At 70.8% G+C, this 13,924-nt stretch carries 15 protein-coding genes, 1 tRNA gene, 1 other RNA gene and 1 pseudogene; 12 read left to right on the plus strand and 6 right to left on the minus strand.

Annotation, left to right across the window (positions count from 1 at the left end; all coding sequences use genetic code 11):
* The first annotated feature begins 2 nt into the window (after positions 1-2).
* The 8 genes from QE438_RS01950 (at position 3) to QE438_RS01985 (ending at position 4,859) form a co-directional block, all read left to right on the plus strand.
* Positions 3-758 (plus strand): MBL fold metallo-hydrolase, encoded by a 756-nt coding sequence (locus QE438_RS01950; RefSeq protein WP_130520047.1) that lies wholly within the window; start codon positions 3-5, stop codon positions 756-758.
* Position 759: 1 nt separating this feature from the next.
* Positions 760-1,785 carry a GTP 3',8-cyclase MoaA gene (gene moaA / locus QE438_RS01955; protein WP_306992940.1) on the plus strand — a complete coding sequence of 342 codons (1,026 nt, stop codon included), beginning with the start codon at positions 760-762 and terminating at the stop codon, positions 1,783-1,785.
* A 3-nt stretch (positions 1,786-1,788) separates the two neighbouring features.
* Complete coding sequence (locus QE438_RS01960) at positions 1,789-2,169, plus strand: DUF4440 domain-containing protein (protein ID WP_306992938.1); 381 nt, start codon at positions 1,789-1,791, stop codon at positions 2,167-2,169.
* 25 nt (positions 2,170-2,194) lie between these two features.
* Positions 2,195-2,683, plus strand: a complete 489-nt coding sequence (moaC, locus tag QE438_RS01965) for a cyclic pyranopterin monophosphate synthase MoaC (protein WP_306992936.1) — start codon at positions 2,195-2,197, stop codon at positions 2,681-2,683.
* Positions 2,680-2,922 carry a MoaD/ThiS family protein gene (locus tag QE438_RS01970; protein WP_286577088.1) on the plus strand — a complete coding sequence of 81 codons (243 nt, stop codon included), beginning with the start codon at positions 2,680-2,682 and terminating at the stop codon, positions 2,920-2,922. Before moaC ends, QE438_RS01970 begins: the two co-directional genes overlap by 4 nt.
* A gap of 2 nt (positions 2,923-2,924) precedes the next feature.
* A complete protein-coding gene (locus tag QE438_RS01975; protein ID WP_306992933.1) occupies positions 2,925-3,365 on the plus strand; it encodes a molybdenum cofactor biosynthesis protein MoaE in 441 nt (146 codons plus the stop codon).
* Complete coding sequence (locus tag QE438_RS01980) at positions 3,362-4,216, plus strand: AraC family transcriptional regulator (RefSeq protein ID WP_306992931.1); 855 nt, start codon at positions 3,362-3,364, stop codon at positions 4,214-4,216. Before QE438_RS01975 ends, QE438_RS01980 begins: the two co-directional genes overlap by 4 nt.
* Before the next feature lie 73 nt (positions 4,217-4,289).
* Entirely contained in the window at positions 4,290-4,859 is a 570-nt protein-coding gene (locus QE438_RS01985) for a GNAT family N-acetyltransferase (protein WP_306992929.1), read from the plus strand.
* Here QE438_RS01985 and ffs read toward each other — a convergent pair.
* An RNA gene (gene ffs / locus QE438_RS01990) (signal recognition particle sRNA small type) lies at positions 4,846-4,942 on the minus strand. The genes QE438_RS01985 and ffs overlap by 14 nt on opposite strands.
* A 234-nt stretch (positions 4,943-5,176) precedes the next feature.
* A tRNA-Ser gene (locus QE438_RS01995) sits at positions 5,177-5,269 on the minus strand.
* A 178-nt stretch (positions 5,270-5,447) separates the two neighbouring features.
* Between QE438_RS01995 and dnaX the strand changes: the two genes are divergently transcribed.
* From dnaX to QE438_RS02015, 4 genes and pseudogenes are all read left to right on the plus strand, one after another.
* Entirely contained in the window at positions 5,448-7,304 is a 1,857-nt protein-coding gene (dnaX, locus tag QE438_RS02000; protein ID WP_306992927.1) for a DNA polymerase III subunit gamma/tau, read from the plus strand.
* Positions 7,305-7,311: 7 nt separating this feature from the next.
* Positions 7,312-7,632 carry a YbaB/EbfC family nucleoid-associated protein gene (locus QE438_RS02005; RefSeq protein ID WP_130520062.1) on the plus strand — a complete coding sequence of 107 codons (321 nt, stop codon included), beginning with the start codon at positions 7,312-7,314 and terminating at the stop codon, positions 7,630-7,632.
* Between the two features lie 89 nt (positions 7,633-7,721).
* Positions 7,722-8,323: pseudogene (gene recR, locus QE438_RS02010) on the plus strand (recombination mediator RecR).
* A 108-nt stretch (positions 8,324-8,431) separates the two neighbouring features.
* Positions 8,432-8,788, plus strand: coding sequence for a histidine triad nucleotide-binding protein (locus QE438_RS02015; RefSeq protein WP_130520065.1), 357 nt, complete (start codon positions 8,432-8,434; stop codon positions 8,786-8,788).
* Positions 8,789-9,448: 660 nt separating this feature from the next.
* Here QE438_RS02015 and QE438_RS02020 read toward each other — a convergent pair.
* The 4 genes from QE438_RS02020 to QE438_RS02035 are packed head-to-tail and all read right to left on the minus strand — an operon-like array spanning position 9,449 to position 13,901.
* Positions 9,449-9,976, minus strand: coding sequence for a Slp family lipoprotein (locus tag QE438_RS02020; RefSeq protein WP_130520067.1), 528 nt, complete (start codon positions 9,974-9,976; stop codon positions 9,449-9,451).
* A gap of 26 nt (positions 9,977-10,002) precedes the next feature.
* On the minus strand, positions 10,003-11,970 hold the full coding sequence (locus QE438_RS02025) for a DUF3488 and transglutaminase-like domain-containing protein (RefSeq protein ID WP_306996180.1): 1,968 nt from the start codon (positions 11,968-11,970) through the stop codon (positions 10,003-10,005).
* A gap of 11 nt (positions 11,971-11,981) precedes the next feature.
* Entirely contained in the window at positions 11,982-12,905 is a 924-nt protein-coding gene (locus QE438_RS02030; protein ID WP_307184153.1) for a DUF58 domain-containing protein, read from the minus strand.
* Positions 12,906-12,947: 42 nt separating this feature from the next.
* Positions 12,948-13,901 carry a MoxR family ATPase gene (locus QE438_RS02035; protein ID WP_306996178.1) on the minus strand — a complete coding sequence of 318 codons (954 nt, stop codon included), beginning with the start codon at positions 13,899-13,901 and terminating at the stop codon, positions 12,948-12,950.
* Positions 13,902-13,924 lie beyond the last annotated feature (23 nt).

Genomic DNA, 13,924 nt, shown 5'->3' on the forward strand with positions numbered 1-13,924 from the left:
ACATGCGCTGGTCGCTGCGTTTCCAGGGCGTGGGCAATGCCTCGGCGGTCGAGCTGGGCTCGGCGATGGCGACCATCGAGCGCGATGGCGCGCCGTGGCTGACCATCGACTGCGGCAGCGAGGGCCTGGACGCCTACATCCGCCAGTACGGGCAGGCGCCGTCGGCGGTGTTCGTCACCCATACCCACCTGGACCATGTCGGCGGTTTCGAGCGCCTGTTCGGCAGCGCCTACTTCGATCCGGCGCGGCGCGGGCAGGTGCGGCTGTACGTGCCCGCGCCGGTGGTGCCGCTGCTGCACCAGCGCGTGGCCGAGTATCCCAACGTCCTGGCCGAGGGCGGGGCGAACTTCTGGGACGCCTTTCGCCTGGTGCCGGTGGGCGAGGCGTTCTGGCACGACGGGGTGCGGCTGGAGGCGTTCCCGGTGCGCCACCACTGGCCGCAGACCGCCTTCGGCCTGCGCCTGCCCGGCGCGTTGGTCTGGACCGGCGACACCCGGCCGATTCCGGAGATGCTGGCGCAGTACGCCGATGCCGGCGAGCTGATCGCCCACGATTGCGCGCTGCACGGCAACCCCTCGCACAGCGGCATCGAGGATCTGGAGCGCGAGTACCCGCGCGCGCTGCTGGCGCGCTGCGTGCTCTACCACCACGCCAGCGCCGAGGACGCGCACGTCCTGGCCGGACGCGGCCATCGCGTCGCCTTGCCGGGGCAGGTGCTAGCGTTGCCGGACCCGATCCCAGGCCCGTTGCCGTCCTGACATGAACGCCTTGCCACGCACGCCGGAACTGCCGCTGGACCAGCGCGGCCGGCCGCTGCGCGATCTGCGCCTGTCGGTGATCGAGGCCTGCAACTTCCGCTGCGGCTACTGCATGCCGGCCGACAAGGTGCCCGACGACTACGGGCTGGACGCGGCCTCGCGCCTGTCCTTCGACCAGATCGAGACGCTGGTGCGCGGCTTTGCGCGGGTGGGCGTGAACAAGCTGCGCATCACCGGCGGCGAGCCGCTGCTGCGCAAGGACCTGCCGACGCTGATCGCGCGGCTGGCGCGCATCTCCGGCATCGACGACCTGGCGCTGACCACCAACGGCGCCCTGCTCGCACGCCATGCCCAGGCGCTGCGCGATGCCGGCCTGCATCGCATCACGGTCAGCCTGGACGCGCTGGATCCGCAGCGCTTCGCGCAGATGTCCGGCGGACGCGGCGACATCGCCACGGTGCTGCGCGGCATCGACGCCGCGCACGCGGCCGGCTTTGCCAGCCTCAAGCTCAACTGCGTGGTCCAGCGCGGCGTCAACGAGGATCAGGTGCTGCCGCTGGTCGAACACTTCCGCGGCAGCGGCCACGTGCTGCGTTTCATCGAATTCATGGATGTGGGCACCTGCAACGACTGGCGCGCGGCCCAGGTGGTGACCTCGCGCGAGCTGCGCGACGCCATCCACGCGCGCTGGCCGCTGCATGCGCTGGATGCGCACTACCGCGGCGAAGTCGCGGTACGCCATGCCTTCGACGATGGCGGCGGCGAGATCGGCTTCGTGTCCTCGGTCAGCGCGCCTTTCTGCGGCGATTGCCAGCGCGCGCGCGTCTCGGCCGATGGCCGGCTCTACACCTGCCTGTTCTCCGGCGCCTCCACCGATCTGCGCCCGAGCCTGGCCCAGGGCGAACTGCCGCTGGCCGAGCGCCTGGCCGGGCTGTGGTCGCGCCGTGTGGATCGTTACAGCGAACTGCGCGGCCAGCCGGTCCAGCCGCCGCGCAAGCGCGTGGAGATGTTCCTGATCGGAGGCTGATGCGTGGACGCCGCGTTGCGCACGTGGTTGATCGCCCAGGAGCGCGCGCTGCTCACGGCGCAGGTGCGCGCCAGTGCCGCGCGCCTGCAGGCGCTGCTGGCCGAGGACTTCGTCGAGTTCGGCGCCTCGGGCCGGCGCTACACGCGCCAGGACATCGTGGCCGAACTGGCGCAGGAAGCCGACGAGAGCCGCTACAGCGCCGACACCTTCGAATGCGTCGAACTGGCGCCGGGGCTGGTCCAGCTGCGCTACGTCTCCCGACGCGAGGATGCCGCTGGCGTGCGCCTGGCCCGGCGCAGCTCGCTCTGGCGTCAGGAGACGGCGGGTTGGCGCATGGTGTTTCACCAGGGCACGCCGCTGCCGGACGCTCTCGACGCCGGCTGAGCGCGACTTGCACTACGCTTGCGCGATGAATGCACCGCGCACGCTCACCCATCTGGATGCCTCCGGCCAGCCGGCCATGGTCGATGTCTCGGACAAGGCCGTCACCGCGCGCCAGGCCACGGCCGAATGCCTGGTGGCGTTCCCGCGCGAGGTCGCCGAGCAGCTGCGCCGCGATGCGTTGCGCAGCGCCAAGGGCGGCATCGTCGAGACCGCGGTGATCGCCGGCACCATGGCGGTCAAGCGCACCCACGAGCTGATCCCGTTCTGCCATCCGCTGCCCATCGACGGCTGTCGGCTGGCCATCGACTGGCACGACGCCGACACGCTACGCATCGAATGCAGCGTGCGCACCACCCATCGCACCGGCGTGGAGATGGAGGCGATGACCGGCGCCACCGTCGCGGCGCTGACGGTCTACGACATGTGCAAGGCGCTCTCGCACGCCATCGTGCTGGGCCCGGCGCAGCTGCTGGGCAAGCACGGCGGCAAGCGCGACTTCGGGGTGCCGGCATGACCGGCGTGCAGGTGCTGTATTTCGCCAGCCTGCGTCAGGCCGCCGGCGTGGAGCGCGAAAGCGTGCAGACCACGGCCTCGGACCTGGCCGGCCTGTATGCCGAGCTGAAGCAGCGCCATGGCTTCGCCTGGGAACCGGCGCATCTGCGCGTGGCCCAGGGCGGCGCCTTCGCGCGCTGGGACGATGCGCTGGCCGAAGGCGCGCAGATCGCCTTCATCCCGCCGGTCAGCGGAGGCTGAGGATGACCCGCTTCGACATCACCGACCAGTCGATCGAGCCTGCGCCGCTGCGCACGCAGCTGCTGAGCGCGCGCGCCGGCGCCTTCGCCAGCTTCGAAGGCTGGGTGCGCGACCACAACGAAGGGCAGGGCGTGTCCGGCCTGCACTACGAGGCCTATGCCGAGCTGGCGCGCGTCGAGGGCGAGAAGATCCTCGATGAGGCGCTGATGCGGTTCGACATCGTCGACGCGCGCTGCGTGCATCGCGTCGGCGAGCTGGCCGTGGGCGAGATGGCGGTCTGGGTCGGCGTCTCGGCCGGCCACCGCGACGGCGCCTTCGCCGCCTGCCGCTGGATCATCGATGAGACCAAGGCGCGCGTGCCGATCTGGAAGCAGGAGCGCTATCTCGACGGCGCGCAGAGCTGGCTGCATCCGCATGCGGATCGCGGCGCGGCCAGGAGATGAGCCAGGCGCTCGGCCCTTCGCGTGGTGCATTGCGCTCGCGGCGGGCCGAGGGCGCCGGATTCGTCGCCCGAGGGACCTGGTTGCCGGGGAGCATGGCGGTCGAGGCATGTTCCGGCCACCGCTTCCCACGACATGCCCATGACGCCTTCGGCATCGGTCTGCTCACCTCCGGCGCGCAGGTCTCCTGGAGCGGACGCGGCCAGGTCGAGGCACGGGCGGGCGATGTCATCACCGTCAATCCCGGCGAGGTGCACGACGGTGCGCCGATCGGTGAGAGGCGCACCTGGTCGATGCTGTATTTCTCACCCGAAACGCTCAGCGTGCTGGTCGAGGATCTGCGCACGGACCTGAGGACGGATTCGGAATTCCTCGCCCCGGTTCTGGCCCGTCCCCGGTTGGCACGGCTGGTCGCGGCGCTGTACCGGGCCGCGATCGACCCCGACTCCTCCAGCGATCATCAGCAGGCGCGCCTGTTGCCCGTGCTGGCGGCCTTGCTTGCCGTGCGCGAGCCGGGCCCTGCACCCCTGCCGGCGCGTCTGGCACGCGTGCGTCAACTGCTGGATGACATGCCGCTCTCCACGCACTCGCTGGAAAGCCTGTCCCGGGAGGCCGGTTTGAGCCGGTACCAGACGCTGCGGGGATTCCAGCGATCGACCGGGCTGACGCCGCACGCCTATCTCACCTTGCGCAGGCTCGAGCATGCACGTATCGCCGTCCGTGCCGGCCTGCCCCTGGCCGAGGCTGCGGTGGCCGCCGGGTTCAGCGACCAGAGCCACTTCCACCGCGCGTTCGTCCGCCAGTTCGGCTTCACGCCCGGCGCCTTCGCGCGGGCGCTCGCCGTGCGGCGCTGATGCAAGATCGTCCAAGACCCGAGGCCGCTGCCCCCGACATGCTGACCGTGTCCTTCGACACCGAGTCCTCACCATGTCCGACGCTCCGTACGCCCAATCCCCCATGCACGTCCGCCCCTGCCTGCGCGCCGACCTGGACGCCATGCTGGACATCGTCAACCGCGCCGCTGTCGCCTACCAAGGCGTGATCCCGCCCGACTGCTGGCATGCCCCTTACATGTCGCGCGCGGCGTTGAGCGAGGAAATGGCGCGCGGCGTGCAGTTCAGCGGCATCGCGCTGGGCGGTGCGCTGGTGGGCATCATGGGCATGGAGCGGGTCGGCGACGTGTGTCTGATCCGACACGCCTACGTGCTGCCTGGCTACCAGGGGCACGGCGTGGGTTCGGCCCTGCTCGAGCGGCTGTGCGACGCGCATGCGCACACGGTGATCCTGGTCGGGACCTGGGCGGCGGCGCATTGGGCCATCGGCTTCTATCGACGCAATGGCTTTGCCAGCGTGCCGGACGCGCGCATCGCCCCCTTGCTGCGGGGCTACTGGAACGTGCCGCAGCGACAGATCGAGACGTCCACCGTCCTGTCGCGCCCGGCGCTGTCCGATGCGCAGATCGCGGGGCTGGAAAAAGGTGGCGGCCCCGCCGGCTGACCTCGGCGCCCGCGTCAGTCGATACCGTTGCTGCCTTCCGGCCCTGGCGGGATTTTCGACCTAGCGTCGCGAGGGGCCGACGGGGCCACCATGGACGCGGGCCGCGCATCGCGCGGCCCGGGTGCGTTGCGTCATCGTTGGAGGCGATGACCTGTAACTGGCGGAGAGAGGGGATTCACTCGGCATCTTTCGATGCCTCGCCCTACGGGCGGCTTCGCCGTGCAGGTGGCGGCGCCACCTGTCGAACCCGGGGGTTCTCACCCCCTCCCAGACGCCGGCGAAACTCACGCGGCTGGGCCATCTCGACACTTTCAAACTGGCGGAGAGAGGGGGATTCGAACCCCCGAAGCGCGGTTTAGACGCTTACACACTTTCCAGGCGTGCTCCTTCAACCACTCGGACACCTCTCCGGGACCTGAACACGGCCGCGGGGCCGCGCTCAGGGGCGCAGATTCTAGCCGCGCGCCGGATTTATTGCGAGTCCCGCGAACCTGTCGTGCGCGACGGGCCGTTCATGCCGGGACGCTGGAGGGTCGCTTCGCTACGCTCGTCCTTGGAACGCCCCCCCTGGCGCGGCACAATGACCGCATGTCCTATCTCGTCCTGGCCCGCAAGTGGCGCCCGAAGCGTTTCGCCGAACTGGTCGGTCAGGAGCACGTGGTGCGTGCGCTGTCCAACGCGCTCGATAGCGGCCGCATCCACCACGCCTTCCTGTTCACCGGCACGCGCGGGGTGGGCAAGACCACCATCGCGCGCATCTTCGCCAAGTCGCTGAACTGCGAGACCGGTACCAGCGCCGATCCGTGCGGCCAGTGCGCGGCCTGCCTGGACATCGACGCCGGGCGCTACATCGACCTGCTGGAGATCGACGCGGCCTCCAACACCGGCGTGGACGATGTGCGCGAGGTGATCGAGAACGCCCAGTACATGCCCAGCCGCGGCAAGTTCAAGGTCTACCTGATCGACGAAGTGCACATGCTGTCCAAGGCGGCGTTCAACGCGCTGCTCAAGACGCTGGAGGAGCCGCCGGAGCATGTGAAGTTCCTGCTGGCCACCACCGATCCGCAGAAGCTGCCGGTGACCGTGCTTAGCCGCTGCCTGCAGTTCAACCTCAAGCGGCTGGACGAGGCGCAGATCGGCGGGCAGATCACCAAGATCCTCGGCGCCGAGCAGATCCCCTCGGAGGACGGCGCGGTGCGCCAGATCGCCAAGGCCGCCGATGGATCGCTGCGCGACGGCCTGTCGCTGCTGGACCAGGCCATCGCCTACACCGCCGGTGAGCTCAGCGATGCCGGCGTGCGCACCATGCTCGGCACGGTCGACCGCACCCAAGTCGGCGCGCTGCTCGACGCGCTGGCCGACGGCGACGGCGCGCGGCTGATGGCCACCATCGCCACGCTGGCCGAGTTCTCGCCGGACTGGGGCGGGGTGCTGGAGGCTTTCGCCGAGGCGCTGCATCGCATCCAGGTGCGCCAGCTGGTGCCGGGCGTGGCGATCGAGGCCGAAGGCGTCGACGCCGAAGGCTTCGCCCAGCGCCTGCGCCCGGAAGTGGTGCAGCTCTGGTACCAGATGGCGCTCAACGGTCGCCGCGATCTCTACCTGGCGCCGAGCCCGCGCGCCGGGTTCGAAATGAGCCTGCTGCGCATGCTGGCCTTCCGTCCAGCCGGAGCCGGCGATGTCGCGCCGGCCTCCGCCGCACCGGCCAAGCCGACCGCGGGCACCGTGGACGAGTCCGCAAGCGGACGCGCCGCCGCGGCCCCGCTGATGCCGGAGATGGCGACCGCCCCGCATGCGCCGGTCGAACCCGTGCCTGCGCCCGCGCCGAAGCCATCCGTGGTGAGCGAACCGGAACCCGCGCCTTTCGCCGCTGCGCCGCCAGCGCAATCCGCGCCCACGCCGGCACCAGCCATGGACGACGTCCCGCCGTGGGAAGTGCCGGCGCAGAAGATCAGCCTCGCCGAGCCGGTGCAGGCAGCCCCGGCCGCCACCGCCGCGCCTGCCGCGCCCGCGCGCGCGCCGTCCGCGCCGCCGCCGACCAGCGACGGCATCGCCGATACCGATCACTGGCTGGCGCTGGTCGCCTCGGCCAAGCTGAGCGGGCCTTCGCGCCAGCTCGCCGCCAACGTCGCCTTCGCCAGCTACGGCGATGCGGTGCTGCGCCTGTCCCTGGCGCCCGGCCTGGACTACCTGCGCACCGAGCGCTCGGTGGGCGACCTGGCCGATGCGCTGTCCGCCTCGCTGGGGCGCGTGCCCAAGATCGTGTTCGACACCGGCGCGGTCGCCGGCGAAGGCGCCGAGACGCTGGCCATGCGCGATGCGCGCCAGCAGGACGCGCGCCGCGCCTCGGCCGAAGAACAGTTCATGAACCACCCCGACGTGCAGCGGCTGATCCAGCAGCACGGCGCGCGCGTGGTGCCCGATTCCATCCGACCTTTCGACGAGTAACCAGACCATGCGTGGAAACATCGCCCAACTCATGCAGCAGGCGCAGAAGATGCAGGAAAACCTGCAGAAGGCGCAGGAAGAGCTGGCCAAGCTGGAAGTCACCGGCAACGCCGGCGGCAACATGGTCAGCGTGACGCTGACCGGCGCCAAGGAGTGCCGCAAGGTGCGCATCGACCCGACCCTGCTGTCCGATGCGGAAATGCTCGAGGACCTGATCGCCGCGGCGTTCAACGACGCCTCCAACAAGATCGACGCCGAATCCAAGACGCGCATGGGCTCGGCCACCGCCGGCATGCAGCTGCCGCCCGGCATGAAGCTGCCGTTCTGAAGCGCAGGGGCCAGAGGCCAGGGACCAGGGGCCGGTATGTCCCTGCGTTTTCCCTGGCCTCTGGTCCCTGACCCCCGGCCCCTTCCGCTTTGACTTCTTCGCTGCTCGAACAGCTCATCGACGCGCTCAAGGTCCTGCCCGGCGTGGGCAGCAAGAGCGCCCAGCGCATGGCCTACCAGCTGCTGGAGCGCGATCGCGCCGGCGGCCGCCGGCTGTCGTCCGCGCTGGCCGAGGCCATGGAGCACATCGGCCACTGCCAGCAGTGCCGCGACTTCACCGAAGGCCCGCTGTGCGCCATCTGCGCCAGCCCCAGCCGCGACCGCCACCAGCTGTGCGTGGTCGAATCCCCAGCCGACCGATTGGCCATCGAACAGGCCACCGGCTATCGCGGCCTGTACTTCATCCTGCAGGGCCGGCTCTCGCCGCTGGACGGCATCGGCCCGCGCGAGCTCGGCCTGGAACAGCTGTCCCAGCGCCTGGCCCAGGGCGAGGTCGCCGAACTGATCATCGCCACCAATCGTGTCCCACCGTCGAAGGCGAGGCCACCGCGCACTATCTGGCGCAGCTGGCGCGCCAGGCGGACGTCAAGCCCATGCGCCTGGCGCACGGCGTGCCGCTGGGCGGAGAGCTGGAGTACGTCGATCGCGGCACGCTCTCGCACGCGTTCGGTTCGCGCAGCGAGATGAGTTGAGGCAGGCGTGAGTGGAGAGAAGTGAGCGGTGAGCGCAAGCCGGGGCTCCCTTCTTGCGCATCGCGCTAAGCTCTTCCCACTTCTGACTTCACTGCACTCACTCTTCCAATGAACGACACCATCTTCGGCAAGATCATCCGGCGCGAGATCCCGGCCACCATCGTCTATGAGGACGATGAGGTGCTGGGCTTCAAGGACATCGCGCCACAGGCGCCGGTGCACGTGCTGTTCATTCCCAAGCAGGTGCACGTGCCCACGCTGGACGACCTGACGCCGGACCAGGCCACGCTGGTGGGCAAGCTGGTGCTGGCCGCGGCGCATTACGCCCGCCAGGAAGGCTTCGCCGACAAGGGCTATCGCGTGGTCATGAACTGCCGCGACGATGCCGGGCAGACCGTCTACCACATCCACCTGCACCTGCTGGCCGGCGCGGCGCTGGGCCACTTCGGCGCGCCGGGCGGCTGAAGCCCGCGGGACTGCCCGCGCGGGCAGTTGGCACGGCTTTTCGCCGGAGTGCAGGGCGTGAACCATGGGGATGGCATGCGTGCGCCAGCGGGGGACTCGCTTCGCCAACCCGCCTAGACCCGGCCGCGCATGGCGCATCGGCTCGTCAGTCATCCCTCGCTGGCTCTTGGGTGGGCGATGAGGCGCTACCGGGACAGCGCCATCTTTGCCATTGGCCAAACAGGTACAAGGTCGGTTCCCACCTGTAGAGCGGAGCTTGCTCCGCTCAGGCTTTCCCGATGATCCGGCCGGAATGCAGCGGAGCAAGCTCCGCTCTACAAGAAGGCGGCGACTTGCTCGTTCCGCAGAGCCGCTCGGATCGAGGCCTGGCAGCAGATGGATCAACTCATCTTCCACCAAAGCCTTGCTTTCGACCCGAAGTTCTTGGGCATGACGCGCGCGGCAGCGGTCCGGCGGGCGAGGGCGCGACCAGCGAGGAAGGAAGCTGATCGCCCGTCCTGGGTCAGGATGCCCTGATGGAGGGATCAGCGGTCCCCGCCCGTCGGAGCGCTGCACCCGAAGCCGGACGCCCCCGCCAGCGATCGATTGATAGGCAGAAGCACTTCAAAGAAAAGGCCGGCAATCGCCGGCCCTTCTCCACTACGCGGAAACTGAGGCGACTTACCACCAGCCCCAGCGCGGACCCCAGCCCCAGCCCGGGCCAGGACCCCAGAACGGGTCGTAGTACGGATACGGGCGCACCTGCACCTCGCGCACCTTCGGCCACAGGTAGACCACATCGGCGTCGACCTTGGGCAGGCGGTAGTCGTATTCGCCGATGCGCGTGGTCTCGGTGCCGGACACGCGACCGACGAAGGTCACCTCACGGCCCTTGGAGAAGATCGCCGGATCGTAGAAGCCCGCGCGGCAGGCGATGAAGCGCCCATCGGTGGCATCCGGCGTATCGCTCTGCGGACGGCCCGTCGCGCTGAGCGGCGCGGAGATCATCTCGAAGCAGGTGCTGTTGGCACCCGGCTTGGTCTCGACGATGCGGCCACCCCAGCGCACCTGCGCGCCGGTCTGCACGCCGACCACCGCATCGCGCGGCGTCACACCGGGGAACTGACCCTGCAGCGGCTTGGGCGCGGTCGCGCAGGCGCCTAGGGCGATCGCAAGGCCAGTGACGGCCAGCGGACGGAGAAAAGACATGCGCTTCATACGGGCCTCGGAATGGATCACGGACGGTGCCGGCGAAGATCGCGTATCAGCGCCCGGACGTCCGCGTGACCGGCAGCGTAGCGTGCCTGTGCGAAACGCTGGCTGAGTGAGATGAGTTCCTCGTTTTTGTGCGCTGCGGTGGCGTCGCGTCGCACGCCCGCCACACGCTGCGCCCAGCGCTGCGCCGGCTCGTCCGCGCCGGGCGCCAGATCGAAGCGGCGATAGCGCCGCCCCAGCGCATGCCACTGCCGCAGCAGCGGATCGCGCTCGCGTTCGCCGCGCGCCAGCAGCCAGGCCATGCCCAGCAGCGCACCGCCGCCGGCCAGCGCGAACAGCAGGCCCAGGCGCCCTTCGCCCAGGCGCTCGATGCCGAAGGGCTGCAGCAGCCGGCGCTGGCGCTCGACATCGAAGCCCAGCACCAGATCGTTCCAGCCGCGCCGCAGCCAGTCGCTGACCTGCGCGTAGCGGCTCAGGCCGAACAGACCCTCGCCCCCGTCGCCACCGGCCTGGGCACGGTCGTCCAGCGTGTCGTAGATGCGCTCGGGCGCCACCGCGGCGGTGGGGTCCACCCGCACCCAGCCGCGCTGCGGCAGCCACACTTCGGCCCAGGCGTGCGCGTCCTGGCGGCGCAGGATCCAGTAGCCGCCGCCGAACGGATTGCGCACCCCGCCCACGTAACCGGTGACCACCCGCGCGGGAATGCCGCCCGCACGCATCAGGATCACGAAGGACGAACTGAACTGCTCGCAGAAGCCCTGCCTGGTCTGGAACAGGAACTCGTCGGCCATGTCGCGTCCCGGCAACGGGATGTCCAGCGTGTAGCCGAAGTCCTTGCGGATCCAGGTCAGCGCGCGCTGGACGATGGCCGCATCGCCGTTGGCGCCGGCTTCGCCGCGCCACTGCCGGCCCAGCGCGACCGTGCGGGGATTGAGTCCCGGCGGCAGGCGCAGATCGCGCTGCAGCGCCTGCGGCGGCAGCTGCGCATCGAAGCGCGCCGGCGCCTGGCCCTGCATGCGCCAGCGCGTCAGCGAGGCCAGCGGGCGCTGCGCGCTCAGTTCGTAGTCGGCCGACAGCCGCGCGCCCTCGGGCGCCGCGAAGGGTAGGTCCAGCGCGATGAGCTGGCTGCGGTCGGTGGGTTCGTAGTCGAGTTGATATTCGTAGCGCGGGCCCTGACGCGGCACCTCGGCCGGCGCGCGCCCACCGCTCCAGCCGCGGCGCCACACGCGGCCGTCGAAGTCGTCCAGCACCGGCCCGCGCCAGTACATCTGCGAAGGCGGCGGCGTGGCGCCGAAGAAGGTCACGCGTGCGGCCGGCGTGTCGTCTGCCAGCAGATCGATCCACTCGCCCGGCCGCATGTCGTCGGACAGGCCTGGCCGGCCGACCGCACGGTCGGGCAGGCCCCACAGCGGGCTGCCCAGGCGCGGGAACAGCCAGAACGTCAGCAGGACCAGCGGCAGCCCCATCAGCACCAGCCGCCCGAGCTGCCAGGGACTGATGCGCGCCGCGCTGGCGCCGCTGGCGTCGAGCAGGCCGGACTCCAGCGCGGCAAGGCGCAGCATGGCCACCAGCGCGCACAGCACCGAGACCAGCCCCAGCACCATCGTCAGCGGCCCCTGATCGAGCAGGAACGCGGCGAACGGCGCGAACAGCGCAAAGCCCACCAGGCTGCGGCCATCGCGCAGCGTGGTGGTCTCGGTCGGCTTGATCGCCAGCATCGCCGCCAGCAGCGCGCAGCCGGTATCGCGGCCGAAGCGCGGCCCGGCCGACCACAGCACCGCGGCCAGCGCCGCCAGCGCCAGCAGCACGCGCAGCGGCAGGGGGATGCGCCGCTTCCACGAGGCGCCCGCGCTGAGCACGCCGATCGCCCCGATCGCCAGCGCCGTGCCGCCCGGCAGCTGCAGCAGCAGCGGCAGCAGGCCGAAGCCGGCCGAGGCCAGCGTCCACAGTCGGCTGCGCGCGTCCAGCGCGGGCGAATCGGCGTGCACGCGGCGGCCGATCACGTCCTGCTCCTGGGCAGCAGCGCCAGCGCGCGCAGGCACTGGTGGCGATGGGTCGGCCCGCTGGCCGGCCCGATCGGCGGCTGGCCCGGCAGCAGCAGGCGCGTGCGCCGCGCCTGGCGTTCGGCCAGTTCGATCCAGTGCGTCAGCCGCGCGATGCGCGCCTCCTGCGGCAGGGCAGACAGCGCGGACCAGTCCAGCACGACCTCGCGGCCGACCGGGCGTTCGTACTCGCGCACCAGCAAGGTGTCGCGGCGCGCCGAGGGCTTCCAGGCGATGGTGTGCTGCGCATCGCCGGGACGATAGGCGCGCAGGTGGTGCAGCTCCTCGCCGGCCGCGTCCACGCGCGTCTGGCGCGACGCGCCGCCGGGCTCGGGCAGGGGCGGGCCATCGACTTCCACGGCCGGATAGACCAGCAGCGCCGTCTCGGGCCACACCCACGACCACGCGCGCGCCACGCCCAGCGGCTGGGTGGTGGACAGGCGCAGCCGCGGCAGCGTGAGCCAGCCGCGCGTGGCGGTCGGATAGTCGAGCGTGGCGATGACCTGCTGGCCCTCGTGCAGCGCCGGCACCAGCGCCTCGTCCTGGCCGGCGCGCAGGCGCAGGCCGATGCGCGGGCGCGCATCGCGCGCGGACACGGCCAGCTGCAGCTGCAGCGGCTGGCCGGCATGCACCGGCTCGGCCCCAAGCGCGTCGACGCGCAGACCCGAAAGCTGCAGGTGCGCGGCCATCAGGCTGGCCATCAGCGTCGCGGCCAGCAGCAGCGCCAGCAGCAGGGCCGGGTTGTTGTTGTAGTTCAGCGCGCCCAGCAGCATGACGCCGACCAGGCCGCCGGCGAACAGGCCGAAGCCGGTCGGCAATACATAGACGCGGCGTCGGTCGAGGCTGACCGGCAGCGACTCGGGCGCCTGCGGCCTGGCCATCAGCGCCGCCTTGCTGCGCAGGCGCGCGAACAAGGCCACGCCTCAGTCCACCGCGACGGCTTGGGCGATGGCCTGGGCCAGCTCGGTGGCCGAGACGCCTTCGGCGTCGGGCACCAGACGATGCGCGGCCACGGCGGCGAACAAGGCCTGCACGTCCTCGGGGATCACATGGTCGCGGCCCAGCAGCAGCGCATGCGCGCGCGCGCCGCGCAGCAGCGCCAGGCCGGCGCGGGGCGAGAGGCCCACGCGCACGCCGGGCTGGCGGCGGCTGCGGTTCACCAGCGCCTGCACGTAGTCCAGCAGCGCATCGCTGGCATGCACCTGGGCGACGGCGGCGCGCAGTTCGAGCACCTGCTCCACGCCCAGCAGCGGACGCGCCTGGGCGATCAGTTCGCGCCGGTCGCTGCCGGCCAGCAGCGCGCGTTCGTCCTTGGGCTCGGGATAGCCCAGCGCCATGCGCAGCAGGAAGCGGTCCAGCTGCGAATCCGGCAGCGGATAGGTGCCCGACAGATCGACCGGGTTCTGCGTGGCGATGACGAAGAACGGCTCTTCCAGACGGTGCGTGGTGCCGTCCAGCGTGACCTGGTGTTCGGCCATCGCCTCGAGCAGCGCGCTCTGCGTGCGCGGCGGCGCGCGATTGATCTCGTCGGCCAGCAGCACGTGGGTGAAGACAGGTCCGGGATGGAACTGGAAGCGGCGCGCCTGCGCATCGTAGATCGACACGCCCAGGACATCGCCGGGCAACAGGTCGGAGGTGAACTGCACACGCTGGAAGTTCAATCCCAGCGTGGCCGCCAGCGCATGGGTCAGCGTGGTCTTGCCCAGGCCGGGCAGGTCCTCGATCAGCAGATGGCCATCGGCCAGCAGGGCGACGAAGGCCAGGCGCACCTGGCGCGGCTTGCCAAGCACCAGTCCATTGACCTGCGCCTGGGCCTGCTGCAGAGCCGTCGACAAGGCCTCGGGTAGCATGGGGCGTGCTGAAGACCTGAGCTGCATCATGGCTCCACGTTGTCCTTTTT

Origin of the sequence: Pseudoxanthomonas sp. SORGH_AS_0997, assembly GCF_031453535.1 — a bacterium.
Classification (GTDB): Bacteria; Pseudomonadota; Gammaproteobacteria; order Xanthomonadales; family Xanthomonadaceae; genus Pseudoxanthomonas_A; species Pseudoxanthomonas_A winnipegensis.